Genomic DNA, 18,568 nt, shown 5'->3' with positions numbered 1-18,568 from the left:
ATCCTTCCCGCTAGCCGTTGATCTCGATGCCGGGGATCTTCGTCTGGATCGCGGCCTTCGACTGGAAGGTGCCGATCACCAGGCTGTCCACGCCGACGGCGCCGGACTTCAGGTCGGCGGATGCCTTGCTCAGCGCGTTGACCTCTGCCGCGACCCCGGTGACCTTCATGGCGTGATGGCCGTTCTTCTCGTTCAGGGAGCCGTCGACGGCCAGGTCCACCATCGCGTTAAGGTACTGGTCCATCTGGCCGATGCCCATCGTCAGGCTGAGGCCCAGGCCGTAGAGCGCGATGTTGAAGGCGTACTGGCTGGTCTCCGTCATCTGGCCGATGCAGCCGGACAGGCCGAAGGAGATGTTCAGCGTCTTGCTGTCGCCGGTCTTCGTCTCCGACTTGGGCGGGTTCTGGTGCCAGGCCTGCTGTCCCATCCTTCCCGGTCCTCCGTACCCCGCTGCCGATTCCGTCCGGCACCATAGCAGCAGGCGCGTCGCGGTTTCATGTCCGTCTGCGTCCGCAGCTGCCGGCAATGTGTCTGGGCGCAGCTGGCGGTGCGGGTTAGGCTGGGATCTCGGCGGGTCCGGAGGGGTGCCATGAACGCGTTGACGATCGAACTGCAGGTCCTGGGCTGGTCGGGCCTGCTGGCCGCAGTGCAACTGGCCCTGATGGCGGTGCCGGCGAACATGCAGCTGGGGCCGCGCTACACCGGCTCCGCCCGCGACGAGCAGCGCCAGTTGACCGGGGTGGCGGGGCGGCTGGAGCGCGCCTTCCGCAACCAGCTGGAGGGGCTCGTCATGTATGCCCCGGCGGCGATCGTCGTCACGGCTGCCGGGGCTTCCGGCCCCTTCACCGAAGGCTGCGCCATCGCCTATCTGGCGGCCCGCATCGTCTACATCCCGCTTTACGGGTTCGGTGTGCGCTGGTGGCGCAGCGTCGTCTGGGCTGTGGGGTTCCTGGCCACGATCCTCATGCTGATTGCCGGCCTGCTGCAGGGCGCCGGCGGGTGAACGCAATGCAGGTGACCGCCCAGCATCATGTCCTGGCGGTACCGGACATCGCCGCCACGGCGCGCTGGTGGACGGAGGTGATGGGCTTCCAGGTCTGGGCGGAACCGCCGGGCTGGATCTTCCTGCGCCGCGGCGCCTGCTCCCTGATGCTCGGCGAATGCCCGGACGCGATCCCGCCGGCGGACCTCGGCGACCACCAGTATTTCGCCTATGTCGTGCTGGCCGATGTGGATGCCTATCACGCCGAGATCGCCGCCCGCGGCGCGGCCGTCCCGCCACCGCAGGACAAGCCCTGGGGGATGCGGGAAATGCCGGTCGCCACGCCGGACGGCCATCGCATCATGTTCGGACAGGATCTCGGCTGACGGAATGGCCGCACCACCGTCTTGTGCCCGCCGCCGCACCGCCTATGCTGGCCCGCCGGAACCGCCGGCCGGGCTGCCGGGGCCAGTTGCGAGGGGGACGATATGGACTTCCAGGACATCACGATCGAGCGCCGCGACACCGTGGCGATCATCACCCTGAACCGGCCGAACGAGGCGAATGCCCTGACCCTGCGGATGGCGACGGAGCTGCACGACGCGGCGCTCGCCTGCGATGCCGACCCGACCGTTCGTGCGGTGGTGATCACCGGCGCGGGCGAGAAGATGTTCTGTGCCGGCGGCGACCTGAAGGGCTTCCTGGACAATGCCGCCGACCTGCCCAGCTTCATGATGCGGATCACCAGCCAGCTGCACCGCGCGATCTCGGTCTTCAACCGGATGGAAGCGCCGGTGATCATGGCGGTGAACGGCACCGCCGCCGGCGGCGGCTTCAGCTTCGCGATGACCGGCGACCTGATCCTGGCGGCCGACAAGGCGAAGTTCACCATGGCCTATACCGCCGCCGGGCTGTCGCCGGACGGTTCCTCCACCCATTTCCTGCCGCGGCTGATCGGCGTGCACCGGGCGAAGGAACTGCTGTTCACCAACCGGGTGCTGTCGGCGGAGGAGGCGCAGGCCTGGGGGCTGGTGAACCGGGTGGTGCCGGCGGCGGAGCTGATGGACACCGCCATCGGCCTGGCGGAGGACCTGGCCCGCGGGCCGACGATGGCGTTCGGCGTGGTGAAGGCGCTGTTGCTGGATTCGCAGAACGCGCCGCTCGACACGCAGATGGAATATGAGGCGCGCGGCATGGCCAATATCGTGCGCACCCAGGACGCGCAGGAAGGGATCGCCGCCTTCGTCGAGAAGCGCAAGCCGAATTTCGTCGGCGGCTGACCGCCGGAATGGCCTGTCGCCGGGCCCAGTGGCCGGCTACCATCGGCGGCCGGCGACCATTTGCATACGAAGGCGCTTCGCTGCGGCGGGCGCGCAGAATCCGGATCTTGGTTGAGGAGCGGGTGCCATGGGGACGATGATCGACATCCAGGCCGCCGACGGCGGCAGCTTCAAGGGCTATCTGGCTCTGCCGGAGAAGGGCTCGGGGCCCGGCATCGTGGTCCTGCAGGAGATCTTCGGCGTCAACGCCAATATCCGCGGCGTCTGCGACTATTATGCCGAGGAAGGCTATGTCGCCGTGGCGCCGGACCTGTTCTGGCGCATGGAGCCCGGTGTCGACCTGGGCTATGGCGAGGCGGACTTCAAGAAGGCCTTCGGCTTTCTGGAACGCTTCGACCAGCCGCAGGCGGTGGCGGACATCGCGGCGACCATCGCCGCGCTGCGGTCCCATCCGGCCTGCAAGGGTAAGGTCGGTGCGATCGGCTTCTGCCTGGGCGGCACCCTGGCCTACCTGACCGCGGCGAAGACCGACGTGGACTGCGCCGTCGGCTATTACGGCGTCGGCATCGAGCAGCTGCTGGACGCGGCGAAGGAGATCTCCTGCCCGCTGCAGCTGCATCTGGGCGAGCTGGACAAGTACACCCCGCCGGAGGTGGTGGAGAAGATCCGCGACGGCCTCAAGGACGTGCCGGAAGCGGAGGTCTATGTCTATCCCGGCGCCGACCACGGCTTTTCCGCCAAGGGCCGGGCGCAGTACGACAAGCCGGCCTCCAGCATGGCGCATTCCCGCGCCATCGCCCTGTTCCGCCGGGTGATGGGACCGCATTACGACCTGTCGGCCCTGTGGGACATGCACTGCTACTACGAGTTCGCGACCCGCGACGTGCCGGCGACGATGTCGACGATGGTGGCGGAGCCCTATGTCAACCACATCCCGACGATGACCGGCGGGGTGGGGCAGAAGCATCTGGCGCGCTTCTACCAGCACCATTTCGTGAACAGCAATCCGGCCGACACGAAGCTGATCCCGGTCAGCCGCACCATCGGCGCCGACCGGGTGGTGGACGAGATGCTGTTCTGCTTCACCCACGATACCGAGATCGACTGGATGCTTCCCGGCGTGAAGCCGACGGGCAAGTATGTCGAGATCCCGCTGGTCGCCATCGTCTGCTTCCGCGGCGACAAGCTCTATCACGAGCATATCTACTGGGATCAGGCCTCGGTCCTGGTGCAGATCGGCCTGCTGGACCCGGCCAACCTGCCGGTGGCGGGCCAGGAGACGGCGAAGAAGCTGATCGACGAGACCCTGCCCTCCAACACCCTGATGAAGCGGTGGGCGGAGAGCGAGAACCAGGCGGCAGAATAGAACCGCCGGACTTTCGGGACGGAAAGCCGATGGCCGCCGGGGGACCGGCGGCCGGAGCCGAACGACGGGGAGTGTGAGGAACATGAAGAAGCTTCTGCGGACCGCGCTGGCGACGGCCCTGCTGGCCGGTGCTGTGGCGGTCGCGGCCGTGCCGGGCGATGCCCGTGCCGCCGACGACAAGACCCTGACCATCGCCTACAACGTCAACCTGCCGTCCTGGGATCCGACGGTCGGGTTGTCGGCGGTCAATCCGACGATCCAGTCGATCTACAAGTCGGTCTTCGACACCTATATCGACCAGAACCCGGACCTGAGCTTCAAGCCCGGCATTCTGACCGAATGGGGCTGGAACGAGGACAAGACCAAGGTCCACATGACCGTGCGCGACGATGCCTTCTGGCATGACGGGTCCAAGGTCACGCCCGAGGACGTGGTCTGGTCGCTGGAGCGCGCCGGCAATCCGGACACCGGCAATCCGATCCAGTTCGTCTGGGGCAAGATCGGCAACTTCCAGATCGACGGCAACAAAATCACCGCCGACGTGAAGGAGTTCGAGCCGACCCTGTTCAAGTGGATGGCCTTCCTGACCGGCTTCGTGCTGCCCAAGGCCTATTACGAGAAGGTCGGTGCCGAAGGCTTTGAGAAGGCGCCCATCGGTTCCGGCCCCTACATGGTGGAGGAGTTCCAGCCCAACGGCTTCGTTCGCCTGAAGCGCTTCGACAAGTACTGGGGCCCGAAGCCGGACTTCGAGACGGTGGTCTTCAAGTTCGTGCCCGACGCCACCTCCCGCGTGGCGGAGGTGGAGAGCGGCTCCGCCGACATCACGCTCGAGATCCCCTACGAGCAGTTCGACCGCCTGAAGGAGAAGGAGGGGCTGGAAGGCGTCTCCACCCCGGTCTCCGACATCGGCATGATCTTCCTGAACGACGTGGGTCCGATGGAAGACCCGAACGTCCGCAAGGCGGCGGCGCTCGCGATCAACAAGAAGGCGATCGTCGACCGGCTGCTGCGCGGCTACGGCGTGCCGATCGACACCCTGCAGGCGCCCGAATATGCGGCCTTCGACGCCGGCACGTCCGTGCCCTACGACCCGGAGAAGGCGAAGGAGCTGCTGGCGGCTTCCGGCTATTCGAAGGACAACCCGGTCAAGTTCACGATCCAGACGACCCGCGGCTTCAAGCCGAAGGACTATGAGATGATCCAGGCGATCGTCGGCATGTGGCGCAATGTCGGGATCGAGGCCGACATCGAGGTCTATGAGATCGCCAAGCATTACGAACTGCGCGCGCAGGACACCCTGGCGCCGGCCGCCTTCTACAACTGGGGCAATGCGATCGGCGACCCGGCGACCTCCACCGGCTTCGCCATGTTCGGGCCGTCGCCGCATTCCACCTGGGACACCGACGACCTGGACGCGATGATCGGCCCGCTCTGGGGCGAGACGGACGAGGCGAAGCGGATCGAGGGCTACAAGGCGGTGGACAGGTATATCGCCGAGAACGCCTATGTGATCCCGCTGCTGCAATACGTGCAGCCGATCGTGCATCGCGACGGGATCACGGTGACGCCGCATGTCGCCAACTTCGTCCTGCCGCAGAACGTGAAGCTGGACATGTGAGGCTGCGGCCTCACGGGTCCATGGGCGGAGCAGGGGGCGGCCGGCGCGGTCCGGCCGCCCCTCTGCGTTCCGACTGAACTATGCCCGCCGCCTTCGTCCTGAAACGCCTGGCGCTCGCCGTGCCGACCCTGATCGGGGTCGCGGTGATCGTCTTCGTGCTGCTGCGCGTCGTCCCCGGCGACCCGATCGCGATGATGATCCCGCCCGGCGCGTCGGAAGCCGATATCGCCAACCTGCGCCGGCTCTACGGCCTGGACGCGCCGATCTGGCAGCAGTTCATCCGCTGGGCGGGGGAGATCCTGCAGGGCGAGTTCGGCACCTCGATCAGCATGCGCCGCGACGTGGTGGAGCTGATCCTGGGCCGCCTGCCCGCCACCCTGGAGCTGGCGGTCGCCGCCATCGTCCTGGCCGTCGCGCTGGGTGTCGCGCTGGCCCTGGTCGGCACCTGGGGGCAGGACGGTCCGGCGGAGGTGCTGGTCGACGGCTTCACCGGCCTGACCCTGGCGATCCCCGACTTCCTGTGGGGCCTGATCTTCATCCTGCTGCTGGGGGTGGCGGTGCCGCTGCTGCCGATCTCCGGCCGCATCGACCCCAGGCTGGGCTTCGAGTTCGCCACCGGCTTCTATCTGGTGGAGAGCCTGGTCCGCGGCGAATGGCGCATCTTCGGCGATATCGTCGCGCACCTGGTGCTGCCGGCGGTGGCGCTGGCCCTGCCGCTGGTCGCCGCGGTGGCGCGGCTGCTGAAATCCTCCCTGCAGGGGGTGCTGCAGGAGGATTACGTCGCCATGGCGAAGGCGCGCGGCATGGGCCGCTGGCGGATCATCCTGCACCAGGCGCTGCAGAACGCAGCGATCCCGACCGTCACCCTGGGCGGGGTGCAGTTCACCTTCCTGATCGGCGGCACCGTGCTGATCGAACGCATCTTCTCCTATCCCGGTATCGGCAACATGGCGATCGGCGCTGTGATCCAGCGCGACCTGCCGCTGATCCAGGGCCTGGTGCTGACCTTCGCGGTGATCTTCATCGTCGTGAACCTTCTGGTCGACATGAGCTATGCGGCCCTGAACCCGCGGCTGCGGCGATGAGCGGCGCATCTGCTTCCCTGGCAGCGCCGGGCGAACGGCCGCGTACCGGAGCGCTGGCGGCGGCGCTGCGCAACCCGCGGGTCTGGTTCGGCGGCATCGTCGCGGCGCTGCTGCTGCTGGCTGCCATCTTCGCGCCGCTGCTGGCGCCGCACGACCCGCTGCAGCAGGACCTGATGCTGGGCCAGCTGCCGCCGTTCTGGGTCGAGGGTGCGGAGCCCGGCTATCCGCTGGGCACCGACAGCCTGGGCCGGGACCTGGCCTCCCGCCTGATCTACGGCGCCCGGGTGGCGGTGATCGTGGCGGTGGTGGCGGCTTTGGCCGCCGCGGTGATGGGCACCGTGCTGGGGCTGCTGGCGGGCTTCTTCGGCGGCTGGGTCGATGCCGTGATCAGCCGCCTGGTCGACATCTGGATGGCCTTCCCCGCGGTGCTGCTCGCCATCGTCCTGGTCGCGGTGATCGGCACCGGGCTGGAGGCCGTCATCATCGCCATCGCGGTGATCGACTGGACCCGCTTCTGCCGCGTCGTCCGGGCGGAGACCTTGGTGCAGAAGGAGCAGGACTATGTCCTGGCCGCCCGCACCCTGGGCCTGGCCTCGTTCCGCACCCTGCGCACCGAAGTGCTGCCGAACGTGATGCCGCTCTTGATCACCCTGCTGACCCTGGAGATGGGCATCGCCGTGATCGTGGAGGCGATCCTCAGCTTCGTCGGCCTGTCGATCTCGTCCGACGAACCGACCTGGGGCGGGCTGATCGCGGAGGGCCGGCAATACATCCACGACGCCTGGTGGATCATGACCTTCCCCATCCTCTGCCTGATCGTCGTGGTGCTGGGCTTCAACGCGCTCGGCGACGGTCTGCGGCGGGTCCTGGATCCGGTGATGCGGCGATGACGGCGACATTGGAGGTTGCCGGCCTGCACATGTCCGTCGGCCGCGGCCGGGCGGCCGTGCCGATCCTGCGCGGCGTCGACCTGTCGGTGGCACCGGGCGAGGTGCTGGGCCTGGTGGGGGAGAGCGGAGCCGGCAAGTCGATGGTGGGCCGCACCGTGCTGGACCTGCTGCCCGGTTCGGCGCGGGTGACCGCCGGCACGGTGCGCTATCGCGGCCGCGACCTGCTGGCGATGCCGGTGGCGGAGCGGCGGCGGCTGCTGGGCGCAAAGATCGCGCTGATCCCGCAGGACCCGATGACCGCGCTGAACCCGGTGCACCGGATCGGCCGCCAGGTCACCGACGTGCTGCGCCTGCACCTGGCGCTGTCGAAGGCGGAGGCCCTGGCCCGGGCGGAGGCGCTGCTGGACTCAGTGCATATCCGCAACCCGGCCCGGGTGCTGCGGCAATACCCGCACGAACTGTCCGGCGGCATGCGCCAGCGGGTGCTGATCGCCATCGCCTTTGCCTGCGACCCGGACCTGATCGTCGCCGACGAACCGACCACGGCCCTGGACGTCACCGTGCAGCGCCAGATCCTGCGCCTGCTGAAGGAAATGCAGGGCCGCGCCGACACGGCAATTCTGTTCGTCACCCACGACCTCGGTGTCGTGGCGAAGATCTGCGACCGGGTCACCGTGATCCATGCCGGCCGCATCCTGGAGGCGGGCCTCACCGCCGACCTGTTCGCCGCGCCGCAGCACCCCTATACGCAGGCCCTGTTCGCCGCGACGCCGCGCTACGACCAGCCGGCCGACGCGCTGCACCCGATCCCGCCGGAGCTGCTGTCCAGGCTCTGGGCCGAGGCGCATGCGCAGGACCGGGGGGAGGCGGGCACGTGACCGCCGAACCGCTGATCCGTGCGGAGGGCCTTGGCCTCAGCCTGCCGGACCGCGGCGCCCGTGCCGGCCGGCTCGGCTTCGGCGCCCCGCCGCTGCTCGACATCCTGCAGGACATCGACCTGACCGTTGGCGCGGGCGAGAGCGTCGGCCTGGTGGGGGAGAGCGGGTCCGGCAAGACCAGCCTGGGCCGCACCCTGATGCGGCTCTACCGGCCCACGGCCGGGCGCCTGACCTTCGAGGACCGCGACATCACCGGGCTGGGGGAAGGCGCACTTCGGCCGTTGCGGGCGGACATGCAGTTCATCTTCCAGGACCCGCAATCCTCCCTGAACCCGCGGGCGCGGATCGGCGAGATCCTGTCCCAGCCGCTGCACGCCTTCGGCCGCGCGAAGGGCCGCCGCGACGCCTGGGCCCAGGCTTCCGCGCTGCTGGAGCGGGTCGGCCTGCCGCCATCCTTCGCCGGGCGCTATCCGCACGAATTGTCAGGCGGCCAGCGGCAGCGGGTCGGCATCGCCCGCGCCATCGCCCTGAAGCCGCGCCTGGTGGTGGCGGACGAGGTGGTCTCCGGCCTCGACGTCTCCAGCCAGGCGCAGATCCTGGCGCTGCTGAACGAGCTGAAGCGCGACCTGGGCCTGGCCCTGGTCTTCATCAGCCACGACCTGTCGGTGGTGCGGGTGCTCTGCGACCGGGTCGTGGTGCTGCGCCACGGCCGCATCGTGGAAGAGGGGACCTGCGAAGGCGTCTTCGCCGCGCCCGGCGATCCCTATACGCAGGAGCTTCTGGCGGCGATCCCGCTGCCGGAGGTGCAGCCGGGCTGGATCTTCGACGATGCCCGTGGTGCTGCGGATCAGGTCGATGGCGCCTCCGCGGGCGGTTCCGGCGGCGCGCGGTAGGCGATGTGGCGGCCCACCGCGGCTGCCTTCTGCAGATGCCGGCTCCAGTCCGGCGTGACCGAGTCCGTATGATACCAGAGCAGGTCCGGGCCATAGCTGCGGCCGTCGATCCGGGCGGTGACGTGGGGATCGAAATGGTCGTGGATCATCACGGCAGCATTGGCGACCGCGTCGCGCCAGGCATCCGGCTCGCGCACCAGGTCGGCACGCCCGTCGTCGGTCCATGAGAACTGGGCGCGGCCCTTCCCCCGGCGCTGCCAGACCACCTCGCAGATGCGATCGGGGAAAGCGGGGCTGGCGACCCGGTTCATCGTGACCTTGCCCACCAGCCGCATGCCGTCGCGGCCCTCCGACCGGGCCTCGTGATAGAGGTTGCAGGCCAGGCAGGCGAGGGGCTCGTCGCGCAGCCGGTCGCAGTCCGGCTCTGTCATGGCCAGCAGGCGCGCCTGGGCGGCGGGACTGGACAGCCGCTGGGCCGCGGCGGGGTCGGCCTGCGCCGCCGCCGGAAGGCAGAGCAGCGCGGCCGCAAGGAACAGGGTCAACGTCTTCATGCGAACCGGATGCCCGGGGATTGCGGCGGCAATCGGGCCGGCAGATGGCCGATCTCCGGCAGGTGCGGCGGGTCCGCCGCCCACAGCCGGGGTGCGGAGTGCAGGAGACGCCGCACTGGATCGCGCGCAGAATGGGCCGCGGCGAGCGGATTCCCGTCGCGCCCTGCCCACTCCTTCCGCGCCACCGGACGACCGAACCTTGCCTGAGATCCCATCCGACCCGCCGCAGGAACCGCACGCGCCGTCCGATGCTGCGGACAACGTCGCCCTGCTGGAAACCGCGGCGCGGCTGCTGTTCGTCAACGGCCTGACTTCCGAGGCGCTGAGCGCCAATATCGCGCGGCTGGGCGCGGCGCTTGGCCTGCGTGCCGACCTGCTGGTGCAGTGGGGCGAACTGACCCTGCTGGTCGACGGTCGTTCGCTGCCGATGGTGGTGCGGGCGCGGCCGGTCGGCGCCGACATGAACCGGATCGCCGAAGGGTTGCGCGCCGTCGATGCGGTATGCACGGGCCGCCTGGCGCCGGCAGCGGCACAGACGGAATTCGCGCGGATCGGCCGCCTGTCACCGTCTTCCACCCTGCGTTTCGCTGTGATGGCGGCCCTCGGCGCCGCCGCGCTGGGGGTGATTTTCGGCGCGGCCGACCCGGCCACCCTGGCGGCGATCATGGTCAGCGCCGGCCTCGGCGCCTGGCTGCGGCGGGGGCTGGCGCGGGTCAGCGACAATCCGCTGCTGCAGCCGCTCTGCGCCGCGCTGCTGGCCGGCCTGCTGGGGCCCGCCGTGATCGCCGCAGGCCCGGCCGCCGGGCTGGGCATCGACCCGCGCCTTATCCTGGTCTGTCCCTGCATGATCCTGGTGCCCGGCGCGCATCTGCTGAACGGCGGGGTGGACCTGGCGCGGCTGCGGGTGGCGATCGGCCTGGCGCGGGTCAGCTATGCGCTGCTGATCGTGCTGATGATCTGCGCCGGCCTGCTGCTGGGCCTGTCGCTTGCCGGCGGCGTGCTGCCGATCGGCGGGGGGGCGGTGCAGGTCGCCTGGTGGCACGACATGCTGGCGGCGGGCCTGGCGGTCGCCGCCTTCGGCAGCTTCTTCAGCATGCCCTGGCGGGCGCTGCCGGTGCCGATGGCGATCGGCATGGTGGCGCATGGCCTGCGCTGGTGGCTGCTGGAATGGGGGCTGAGCCTGGAAGGATCGACCTTCCTGGCCTGCCTGCTGGCCGGCACCGCGGCGGCCGTCCTGGCGGACCGGCTGCGCTTTCCCTTCGCCGCCTTCGCCTTCGTCTCCACGGTGTCGATGATGCCGGGGCTCTACCTGTTCGAGACGGCTGCCGCCCTGGTCGATATCGCGCGGGCAGGCGCGACCGCGCCGCCCCGGCTGCTGCTGACGGCGGTGGCGAGCGGCACCACCGCGGCGATGATCGTCTTCGTGATGTGCGCCGGTGTGATCCTGCCCCGGCTGGCGCTGGAAAGCCGCCTGCCGGGCCTGCGGCGCCCCGATGCGGGAGCAGGCCGCAGGCCCGGCTGAGCGGTCCGGGTCACTCCATGAACCAGCCGTGGCTGACGATCAGCGACTGGCCGGTCAGCGCGTTGGTCTCGAAGCCGGCCAGGAAGACGGCGCACTGGGCGACGTCCTGCACCGTGGTGAATTCGCCGTCCACGGTGTTCTTCAGCATCACGTTCTTCACCACCTCCTCCTCGGAGATGCCGAGGTCGCGCGCCTGCTCCGGGATCTGCTTGTCGACCAGCGGGGTGCGGACGAAGCCGGGGCAGATCAGGTTGGCGCGGACCTTGTGCTGCGCGCCTTCCTTTGCCACCACCCGGCAGAGGCCCTCCAGGCCGTGCTTGGCGGTGACATAGGGCGCCTTCAGCACCGAGGCCTCCTTGGAATGGACGGAGCCCATGTAGATCACGCTGCCGCCGCGGCCCTGGGAATACATATGCTTCAGGCAGGCCTTGGTGGTCAGGAAGGCGCCGTCCAGGTGGATCGCCAGCATCTTTTTCCACCAGGAATATTCCAGCTCGTCGACCGCCGCGATGTGCTGGATGCCGGCATTGCTGACCAGCACGTCGATGCCGCCGAATTCCGACGCCGCCTTGTCGATGCCGGCATTCACCTGCTCCTCGCTGGTGACGTCCATCGCCACCGCCATCGCCCGGCCGCCGCCGTCGCGCAGCTCCTTCGCCGCGGCCTCCGCACCGTCCAGGTTCAGGTCGGCGATCACCACCTTGGCGCCGCCCTTGGCGAACTCGATGGCGATCTCCTTGCCGATGCCGGAGGCGGCGCCGGTGACGACGGAAACCTTGTCTCTCACGGACATGATCTTCCTCTCCTCTTTCAGGCGAGATAGTCGTGGACGACGCGGCCATAGGGCAGGGTCAGGTCGGTGTTGATGTGGATCGCGTCGATCACTTCCAGCACCGGCAGGTCGGCCACCGGCGCCATCGCGTTGTGGAACAGCTCCAGCCGCGCCGGGCCGCGCCAGGCGCCCTTCACCGTGATGTCGGTCAGGTTGTAGCCGACCAGCTCGCAGACCCGGGGCGTGCCGTCCACATGCGGCAGGATCTTCATCATGTAGTTGTCGCCTTCCAGCGCGGTCTTCACCTCGGCCGCATCCAGGCTCTGGTACTTGTAGCCCATCGTCGCGGTGGCGACCCGCTGGCCGTTATAGTCCAGGGTGCCGGTCAGGGTGTCGCGCACCACCTCGAAGGTCGGGTCGGCGAGCTTCTTGGGGAAGCCCCAGAGCTCCCGCCCGCCGGCGATCGGCGGATGGTCGTTCAGGAACATCATGTGGACATAGCCGCCGGGCTTGCCCTTGTAGGTCACCGGGATCACCTGGCCCGATTCCACATAATTTCCGAAGCCGGCGGAGTCCGGCATGTTGATCACCTCGAACTTCACATGCGGCGCCGCGACCTCCAGCGGCGCCGGCACGATCCGGCGCAGCAGCTCCGGGTCGGTGCGGTAGGTGATGATGAAGAACTCGCGGTTGATGAACCGGTACGGCCCCGGCGGGTAGGACGGGCAGTAGAGCGGCATCGCGAACGCCTTGGCGCGCACTTCGTCTTCGGTCACGGCTGGCCTCTTGCCTGGTTGGGGCGGTCGGTGGGGTGGCGGTCGGGCTGGCCGCAGGTTGCGGTCAGGTCCGGGCGGTCAGGTCGTAGGTCGCGACACCCTCATTGTCGGGCAGCGGCTTCAGCCAGCCCTTGTTGCGCAGGCCGTAGCGGGTGTCGTAGCGCCCGCGGCGCCAGCGCGAGAGCATGGTGGCGCGGGAGAATTCGTAGTCCTTCGACGCCTGTTCGCCCGGCCGCGGCCGGTAGATCAGGTGCGCGATGTGCATCTGCGCCGCGCAGCTCTCATCCCAGAGCGTTTGCATCTCCTTGGATTCCAGCTTCTCCTTCGGCAGCTGCTGCAGCGCATAGTGCAGCTTGCGGCGCAGGTCCTGCATCCGGCGCACCCGGTCGGTATTGGCGCGGGTGCGGCTGGAATACTGGATGTCCTTCTGCCGCGCCTCGACCTCCGGCAGGGTGCGGGGCAGCACGCCGCGGGCGGAGAACAGGTCGATCTGGAAGCAGAGGGTGGAGATCCGCGGCTCCTCGTCGAGGACGATCTGCAGCGGGTTGTTGGAGACGATGCCGCCGTCCCACCAGAACTCGCCGTCGATCATCACCGCCGGGAAGCCCGGCGGCAGGGCGCCGGAGGCCATGATATGCTCGACCCGGATCTCCATCTGCGAATTGTCGAAGAAGACCTGGTTGCCGGTCTGCACGTTCACCGCGCCGACGCTGAGCCGCACCGGCCCGTTGTTCAGCAGGTCGAAGTCGACGAACTCCAGCAGGGTCTCCCGCAGGGCGGAGGTGTCGTAGTAGCTGGTCGCCGCCGGCGTGCCGACCGGCTGGAAGAAGGGGGCCGGCAGCCGCGGGGAGAAGAAGCCGGGCACGCCGCGCAGCGCGGTGAAATTAGCCGACCAGGCATTGATCAGGTGGGCGGTCGCGTCGGAGTTGATCGCGTCCAGCAGCGGATGCACGGCCGTCATCCGCTCCCAGAATTCCCGCAGCCGCTTCACCCGGTCTTCCGGCCGGTTGCCGACGATGATCGCTGTGTTGATCGCACCGATGGAGATGCCCGCCACCCAGTCGGGCAGGTAGCCGCCGTCCTGCAGCGCCTCGTAAGCACCGGCCTGGTAGGAGCCCAGGGCACCGCCGCCCTGCAGGATCAGCGCGACCCGCTGGCAGGGGCCCCGCAGGGTCGCCGGCGTCTGGCTGGCGAATTCCGCGGGCAGGTCGCCCGACCGGTTGGGCTTCCGGGAATCCGGTACGTTCATGGCTTCCGCTCCCGCGTCTTCGGGGTCTCTTGTGCGGTGCAATATGAGCGGGAAGCCGCCGCTTGGCAATGCGTTCGCGGCGCGCGACATGCTTCGACATGCGCCGCCGCGGAATCGGCATCTTCGCCCTGCCTCGCTGCCGCGGCAGGGACCGGGAACGCGTTCAGATCTGTCGGCCGGCCTTCTCCCAGTAGGGCGCGCGCAGGCGCTGCTTGAAGATCTTGCCGCTGTCCTCGCGCGGCAGGCTGTCATGCAGGTCGATCACCCGCGGCAGCTTGTAGCGGGCCATCCGCTCCGCCAGGTAGGCGGAGAGATCCTTGGCGGAGAGATCGTGGCCCGCCTGCACGCAGATCGCGGCGGCGATCGCCTCACCGAACTCGTCGTCGGGAATGCCGAACACCGCGCAGTCGGCGATGGCGGGATGGGTCATGATCTCCGCCTCGATTTCCGCCGGGTAGATGTTCACCCCGCCGGAGATGATCATGTCGCGCTTGCGGTCGCACAGGAACAGATAGCCGTCGCCGTTCAGGAAGCCGACATCGCCGTTGGTGACCATGCCGTCGCGGTCGATCTCGGCGCGCTTCTCGTCCATGCGGTTGTAGGTGAAGTCCGACAGCCCCTCCAGGCCGACGAAGATCTCCCCCGTCTCGCCCGGCGGCAGCACCCGGCCGTCCTCGCCGACGATCGCAAAGCGCCGCTCCGGATCGGGGCGGCCGACCGTGCCGGGATGCTTCAGCCAGTCGTCGCTGGAGGCGACGGTGACGATGCTGGCCTCGGTGGAGCCGTAATATTCGTGGATCACCGGCCCCCACCAGTCGATCATCGCCCGCTTCACCTCCGGCGGGCAGGGGGCGGCGCCGTGGACGACGAATTCCAGCGAGGAAAGGTCGTATTTCCGCTTCACCGCGTCGGGCAGGCGCAGCAGGCGGACGAACATGGTCGGCACCATGTGCATGCGGCCCAGCCGGTGACGCTCGATCAGCGCCAGGAGCTCTTCCGCGTCGAAGCGCGGCATCAGCACGAAACAGTCCGCCTGCTGGCTGGCGCCGCGGGCATAGGAGACGGTGGCGCTGTGATAGAGCGGCCCGGTCATCACCGTGCGCATCCCCGGCACCACGCCGAAGCCGCGCGCCAGTAGGGCGAGGCTGGCCTGGGCGGTGGCCGCGTCGGCCGGCTTGCGGCGCACGCCCTTCGGCACCCCGGTGGTGCCGGAGGTGTAGATCATCGAGCCGCGCGCCGGCGGCGGCGGTGCCGTCCAGGGCGCATGGCCGGCGACCCAGCCGTGCCATTCCGCGGCTGTCGCCGGCACCGTTGCCGGCTCCGCCGGCGCGCGATAGGCGGCGCGGAGCTCCGGCGGAGTCGGCACCACCAGCACTTTCAGGTCTGGGAAGTCCTGCAGCGGGATCTGCGGCAGCAGGTCCTCATGCACCACCAGCGCCTTCGCCGCGCAGTCGCGCAGCACATGCCCGGCCTCGCGCCGGCCGAAATGCCAGTTCATCGGCACCGCCAGGGCGCCGATATGATTGGCGGCGTTCAGCACCTCCAGCGCGGGGAAGTCGTTGCGCAGCATGTAGGCGATGCTGTCGTCGGGCCCGATGCCGAGGGCGTCGAAGCCGGTGGCGGCGCGTGCCGCGTTCTCCAGCATCTGCGCGCGCGACAGCCGGCGCTCGCCCGAAAGCAGGAACGGCTCCATTCTTCCTCCCCATCCCACTGGATTCGCAACCCGGTCCGGATTGTCGTCGGCCCGGTTGCGCGGCAGTCTGCCGTCGGCGACAGGGACCTGCAATCGGCGGAACGGACGGCATCATGGCGAACCCGGGGGCACTTCCAGCCTTCAAGTCGGAAGGGCAGGGGCCGCTGCTGCTGTTCCTGCACGGCATCGGCGGCAACCGGACCCTGTTCGACCCCCAGCTCGCCCATTTCGGCGCTCGCGGCTGGCGGGCGATGGCCTGGGACGGGCCGGGCTATGGCGACAGCCCTGCGCCGGCGCGGTTCGACTGGGCGGAGCTGGCGGCCGCGGTGCCGCGCCTGCTGGATTCGCTCCAGATGGACCAGACGGTGCTGGTCGGCCATTCCATGGGCGGCATGCTGGCGCAGGAGGTCGCCGCGCGGCATGGCGACCGGCTGCGCGGCCTGGTCCTGTCGGGCACCAGCCCCTCCTTCGGCCCGGCGAGCGGCGACTGGCAGGCGAAGTTCCTGGCGGAGCGCCTGGCGCCGCTGGATGCCGGCCGCAGCATGGCCCACCTGGCGCCGGAGCTGATGCGCAACATGGTGGCGAAGGGCGCCGATCCGGCGGCGGAGGCGGCGGCGACCGCCGCCATGGCCGCCGTGCCGGAAGCCACCTATCGCGGCATGCTCTCGATGCTCACCGTCTTCGACCGGCGGGATGCGCTGGCCGCGCTGTCGATGCCGGTGCTGGTGCTGGCCGGCAGCGCCGACAGGGTGGCGCCGCCGGTGGTGATGAAGCGCATGGCCGCGGCGATTCCCGGCAGCCGCTACGTTGTGATCGAGGGCGCGGGTCATATCTCCAATCTGGAGCGGCCGGCCGCCTTCAACGCGGCGCTCGAGGCCTTCCTGGCCGATCTGCCGCCGGCAGGATTCTAGCGCGCGCCGCCGGATCCGTCGTTGAGCGCCCAGTCATAGTCGGAATCGGCGATGGCGGTGATTTTCTCAAGCTGCCGGCGCAGTTCGGGTGCCGCATGCGCCCGCAGATGCGCCAGCACGCCGGCGGCGCCGTTGCCGAAATCGACCGCATACCAGTCGTACAGGCTCGAGACGGTGAGCTTACCCTCGCGATCGAGTCGCGCGCCGCGCGGGCTGTTCACATAGGCTGCCGCGCCTGCGTCCAGCAGCGCCTCGGCATTGGCGGCGGTGAAGGCGCGGTCCTGCAGGGCGGGGCAGCCGATCGAGGCGCAGTTGACGGCATAGTGGATGCGCGGGTCCTGCCAGATCGGGCGCAGGATGCCGTGCTCGAGATATCGTCCAGGGACAGGGCGCGCCCCTCCACATTTACCAGGTCCCGGCCCCAGGGGCCGTCGGCGAAAAGGCCGGGGGAGATATCGATGTCGCGGATCGTTGCGACCGGATAGTGGGCCAGCACCAGGTCAACGGTCAGGGCGTTGTAGAGATTGATCCAGTAGGCGAACTGTTCCGCCCGGTTCAGCGCGGTGACCTCGATGCCGGCAAGCCGGTCGATATAGGCGCGCAGCGCGGCCCTGTCCGCTGCCGTGACCGCCCCATAGGCGACCAGCGCCGGCCCGCCCGGAACCGGGTTCGGGCGCAGATGGCGGTCCAGGAAAAGCTGCCACGGCGCATGGTCGACCGTGACCGTCGACCCGGCATCCTGCGCCTGCCAGTGGGGCAGCAGCTCCGCATCGGGGCCGGCATTGAATGACAGGCCGCCGAAGCCCGCCAGCAGCGGCAGCGCCAGCAGCAGGAGTAGGCACCGCAGCGGGGCCCATGCAGCGCCTCCGGCCCCGCGTCCCGGCAGCTTCGACAATCCCGTCATCACGCCCTCGCAACCGCACGTGGCATCCCCATATCCAACAGATAGCAGGCGGAGCCGCACAGGCGGGGTCACGCCTGCGTGCACGGCAGGGAGACGCGCACCGGGAGGGACAGCCGCACCGGGCGCGGGTGGGAGCCGTATCGCTTCCCGGCATCGCTGTTGGCGGCCGGCGCGTTAACCTGCGTCGTCTTGCCACGGTGCCGGGGTGGGTACACACTTTCCGGCAAGGCCCGCGCCGCAACGCGCGGCCGTGCAAGAGACGAGGGAGGTCGCCCCATGCTTGTGGAGCATATCCTGCGTGCCAAGGGGGCCGCGGTGGTCACCGCGCGGCCCGACGACAGCCTGCTTCAGGTCGCGCGCGTGCTGGCGGCAGAGAAGATCGGCGCGGTGCTGATCCTGGACGGTCCGGACCGGATCGTCGGCGTCCTGTCGGAACGCGACATCGTGCGTTGTCTGGCCCGCGACGGCGCCGCCGCCATGGAGCTGCCGGTCAGTGCGGCGATGACCAGGGACGTCGTGTTCTGCGCGCCGGAAGACAATGTCGACCAGGTCATGGACGTGATGACCGAGCGTCGGTTCCGGCACCTGCCTGTGCGGCGCAACGGCAAGCTGATCGGCCTGATCTCGATCGGCGACGTGGTGAAGAGCCGGATGGCCGAGCAGCAGGCCGAGGCCGACGCGCTGAAGGCCTACATCGCCTCCGGCTGACGCACTCCGCGGGAAACCGCGGCGGCGCGGGCCGGCGGCCCGGGTAGGCCGGACGGGCAGACGCCTGGGGTGCAGATCGCGATCTCGAAACCTGTTGACAGGATGGGGATGATCACCCATCTTGGTTTCTTGTGACGCGGCGCTGCAGGTTCCTGTTGGCGCCGTTTTTGCCGGCAGCTGCCGATCGGAAAAAAGCGTTTGACACGCTGTTCCGGCCTCGGTAAGAAGCCGGCCTCTCACGGGGCGGCGGTGCCCGGCGGTCGCGCAAGGCGGCAGCCAGCGTCGCAGACGAAAGTCCCGCGAGGCCCTCGACTAGGATCGCATTCGGGTCACTACCGGCTCTTCGCCGGCGGCCTCTTGCGCGCTGAAATCGGGGACATGACAGTTTCGGGTCACCCGGTCCTGTCACGCGTTATTGGACATTGTTGGAAGTGTGGAAGGATTTTTGTGGGCGGCGGTGCTCTGACGAGTGCTTGTCTGCTTAGGGAAA

General features: G+C 69.2%; 20 protein-coding genes. 12 read left to right on the top strand and 8 right to left on the bottom strand.

Annotated elements, in window-relative coordinates; translation table 11 throughout:
* Positions 1-10 precede the first annotated feature (10 nt).
* Complete coding sequence (locus tag ACFOGJ_RS06565; protein WP_379899031.1) at positions 11-427, bottom strand: hypothetical protein; 417 nt, start codon at positions 425-427, stop codon at positions 11-13.
* Positions 428-589: 162 nt separating this feature from the next.
* Between ACFOGJ_RS06565 and ACFOGJ_RS06560 the strand changes: the two genes are divergently transcribed.
* The 9 genes from ACFOGJ_RS06560 (at position 590) to ACFOGJ_RS06520 (ending at position 8,992) form a co-directional block, all read left to right on the top strand.
* The gene (locus ACFOGJ_RS06560) at positions 590-1,003 is read left to right on the top strand and encodes an MAPEG family protein (protein ID WP_379899030.1); all 414 of its coding nucleotides are present in this window, start codon (positions 590-592) and stop codon (positions 1,001-1,003) included.
* 5 nt (positions 1,004-1,008) lie between these two features.
* The gene (locus ACFOGJ_RS06555) at positions 1,009-1,368 is read left to right on the top strand and encodes a VOC family protein (protein WP_379899095.1); all 360 of its coding nucleotides are present in this window, start codon (positions 1,009-1,011) and stop codon (positions 1,366-1,368) included.
* Positions 1,369-1,470: 102 nt separating this feature from the next.
* Positions 1,471-2,262, top strand: a complete 792-nt coding sequence (locus ACFOGJ_RS06550; RefSeq protein ID WP_379899029.1) for an enoyl-CoA hydratase/isomerase family protein — start codon at positions 1,471-1,473, stop codon at positions 2,260-2,262.
* 127 nt (positions 2,263-2,389) lie between these two features.
* Positions 2,390-3,628: a dienelactone hydrolase family protein gene (locus tag ACFOGJ_RS06545; RefSeq protein ID WP_379899027.1), complete on the top strand. Its 1,239-nt coding sequence runs from the start codon at positions 2,390-2,392 to the stop codon at positions 3,626-3,628.
* An 82-nt stretch (positions 3,629-3,710) separates the two neighbouring features.
* Positions 3,711-5,246 carry an ABC transporter substrate-binding protein gene (locus tag ACFOGJ_RS06540; RefSeq protein WP_379899025.1) on the top strand — a complete coding sequence of 512 codons (1,536 nt, stop codon included), beginning with the start codon at positions 3,711-3,713 and terminating at the stop codon, positions 5,244-5,246.
* A gap of 80 nt (positions 5,247-5,326) precedes the next feature.
* Positions 5,327-6,331 (top strand): ABC transporter permease, encoded by a 1,005-nt coding sequence (locus ACFOGJ_RS06535; RefSeq protein WP_379899024.1) that lies wholly within the window; start codon positions 5,327-5,329, stop codon positions 6,329-6,331.
* Complete coding sequence (locus tag ACFOGJ_RS06530; protein ID WP_379899023.1) at positions 6,328-7,221, top strand: ABC transporter permease; 894 nt, start codon at positions 6,328-6,330, stop codon at positions 7,219-7,221. Before ACFOGJ_RS06535 ends, ACFOGJ_RS06530 begins: the two co-directional genes overlap by 4 nt.
* Positions 7,218-8,099, top strand: coding sequence for an ABC transporter ATP-binding protein (locus tag ACFOGJ_RS06525; RefSeq protein ID WP_379899021.1), 882 nt, complete (start codon positions 7,218-7,220; stop codon positions 8,097-8,099). Before ACFOGJ_RS06530 ends, ACFOGJ_RS06525 begins: the two co-directional genes overlap by 4 nt.
* Positions 8,096-8,992 carry an ATP-binding cassette domain-containing protein gene (locus ACFOGJ_RS06520; protein ID WP_379899020.1) on the top strand — a complete coding sequence of 299 codons (897 nt, stop codon included), beginning with the start codon at positions 8,096-8,098 and terminating at the stop codon, positions 8,990-8,992. Before ACFOGJ_RS06525 ends, ACFOGJ_RS06520 begins: the two co-directional genes overlap by 4 nt.
* Here ACFOGJ_RS06520 and ACFOGJ_RS06515 read toward each other — a convergent pair.
* Complete coding sequence (locus ACFOGJ_RS06515; protein ID WP_379899018.1) at positions 8,947-9,543, bottom strand: cell wall hydrolase; 597 nt, start codon at positions 9,541-9,543, stop codon at positions 8,947-8,949. The two genes, ACFOGJ_RS06520 and ACFOGJ_RS06515, sit on opposite strands and share 46 nt — an antisense overlap.
* Before the next feature lie 199 nt (positions 9,544-9,742).
* Between ACFOGJ_RS06515 and ACFOGJ_RS06510 the strand changes: the two genes are divergently transcribed.
* A complete protein-coding gene (locus ACFOGJ_RS06510) occupies positions 9,743-11,065 on the top strand; it encodes a threonine/serine exporter family protein (RefSeq protein WP_379899017.1) in 1,323 nt (440 codons plus the stop codon).
* 10 nt (positions 11,066-11,075) lie between these two features.
* Here ACFOGJ_RS06510 and ACFOGJ_RS06505 read toward each other — a convergent pair whose 3' ends face one another.
* From ACFOGJ_RS06505 to ACFOGJ_RS06490, 4 genes are all read right to left on the bottom strand, one after another.
* Positions 11,076-11,858, bottom strand: a complete 783-nt coding sequence (locus ACFOGJ_RS06505) for a 3-hydroxybutyrate dehydrogenase (protein WP_379899015.1) — start codon at positions 11,856-11,858, stop codon at positions 11,076-11,078.
* A 17-nt stretch (positions 11,859-11,875) separates the two neighbouring features.
* Positions 11,876-12,613: an acetoacetate decarboxylase gene (locus ACFOGJ_RS06500; protein ID WP_379899014.1), complete on the bottom strand. Its 738-nt coding sequence runs from the start codon at positions 12,611-12,613 to the stop codon at positions 11,876-11,878.
* 64 nt (positions 12,614-12,677) lie between these two features.
* Positions 12,678-13,862, bottom strand: coding sequence for a DUF3734 domain-containing protein (locus tag ACFOGJ_RS06495; protein ID WP_379899013.1), 1,185 nt, complete (start codon positions 13,860-13,862; stop codon positions 12,678-12,680).
* 163 nt (positions 13,863-14,025) lie between these two features.
* Positions 14,026-15,555, bottom strand: a complete 1,530-nt coding sequence (locus ACFOGJ_RS06490) for an acyl-CoA synthetase (protein WP_379899012.1) — start codon at positions 15,553-15,555, stop codon at positions 14,026-14,028.
* A gap of 113 nt (positions 15,556-15,668) precedes the next feature.
* On the opposite strand from ACFOGJ_RS06490, the gene ACFOGJ_RS06485 reads away from it, so the two are divergent.
* Positions 15,669-16,466, top strand: coding sequence for an alpha/beta fold hydrolase (locus ACFOGJ_RS06485; protein ID WP_379899011.1), 798 nt, complete (start codon positions 15,669-15,671; stop codon positions 16,464-16,466).
* Here ACFOGJ_RS06485 and ACFOGJ_RS06480 read toward each other — a convergent pair.
* Positions 16,463-16,795 (bottom strand): hypothetical protein, encoded by a 333-nt coding sequence (locus ACFOGJ_RS06480; RefSeq protein ID WP_379899094.1) that lies wholly within the window; start codon positions 16,793-16,795, stop codon positions 16,463-16,465. The two genes, ACFOGJ_RS06485 and ACFOGJ_RS06480, sit on opposite strands and share 4 nt — an antisense overlap.
* On the bottom strand, positions 16,684-17,370 hold the full coding sequence (locus ACFOGJ_RS06475) for a DUF547 domain-containing protein (protein WP_379899010.1): 687 nt from the start codon (positions 17,368-17,370) through the stop codon (positions 16,684-16,686). Before ACFOGJ_RS06475 ends, ACFOGJ_RS06480 begins: the two co-directional genes overlap by 112 nt.
* 276 nt (positions 17,371-17,646) lie before the next feature.
* On the opposite strand from ACFOGJ_RS06475, the gene ACFOGJ_RS06470 reads away from it, so the two are divergent.
* Positions 17,647-18,078, top strand: coding sequence for a CBS domain-containing protein (locus ACFOGJ_RS06470; RefSeq protein ID WP_379899009.1), 432 nt, complete (start codon positions 17,647-17,649; stop codon positions 18,076-18,078).
* The last annotated feature ends 490 nt before the right edge of the window (positions 18,079-18,568 follow it).

This window comes from Marinibaculum pumilum (genome assembly GCF_042646425.1).
In the GTDB taxonomy this organism is placed as follows: Bacteria; Pseudomonadota; Alphaproteobacteria; order Ferrovibrionales; family Ferrovibrionaceae; genus Marinibaculum; species Marinibaculum pumilum.
The sequence above is the reverse complement of the archived record's forward strand: the minus strand, read 5'-3'. Positions and strand labels throughout refer to the sequence as shown.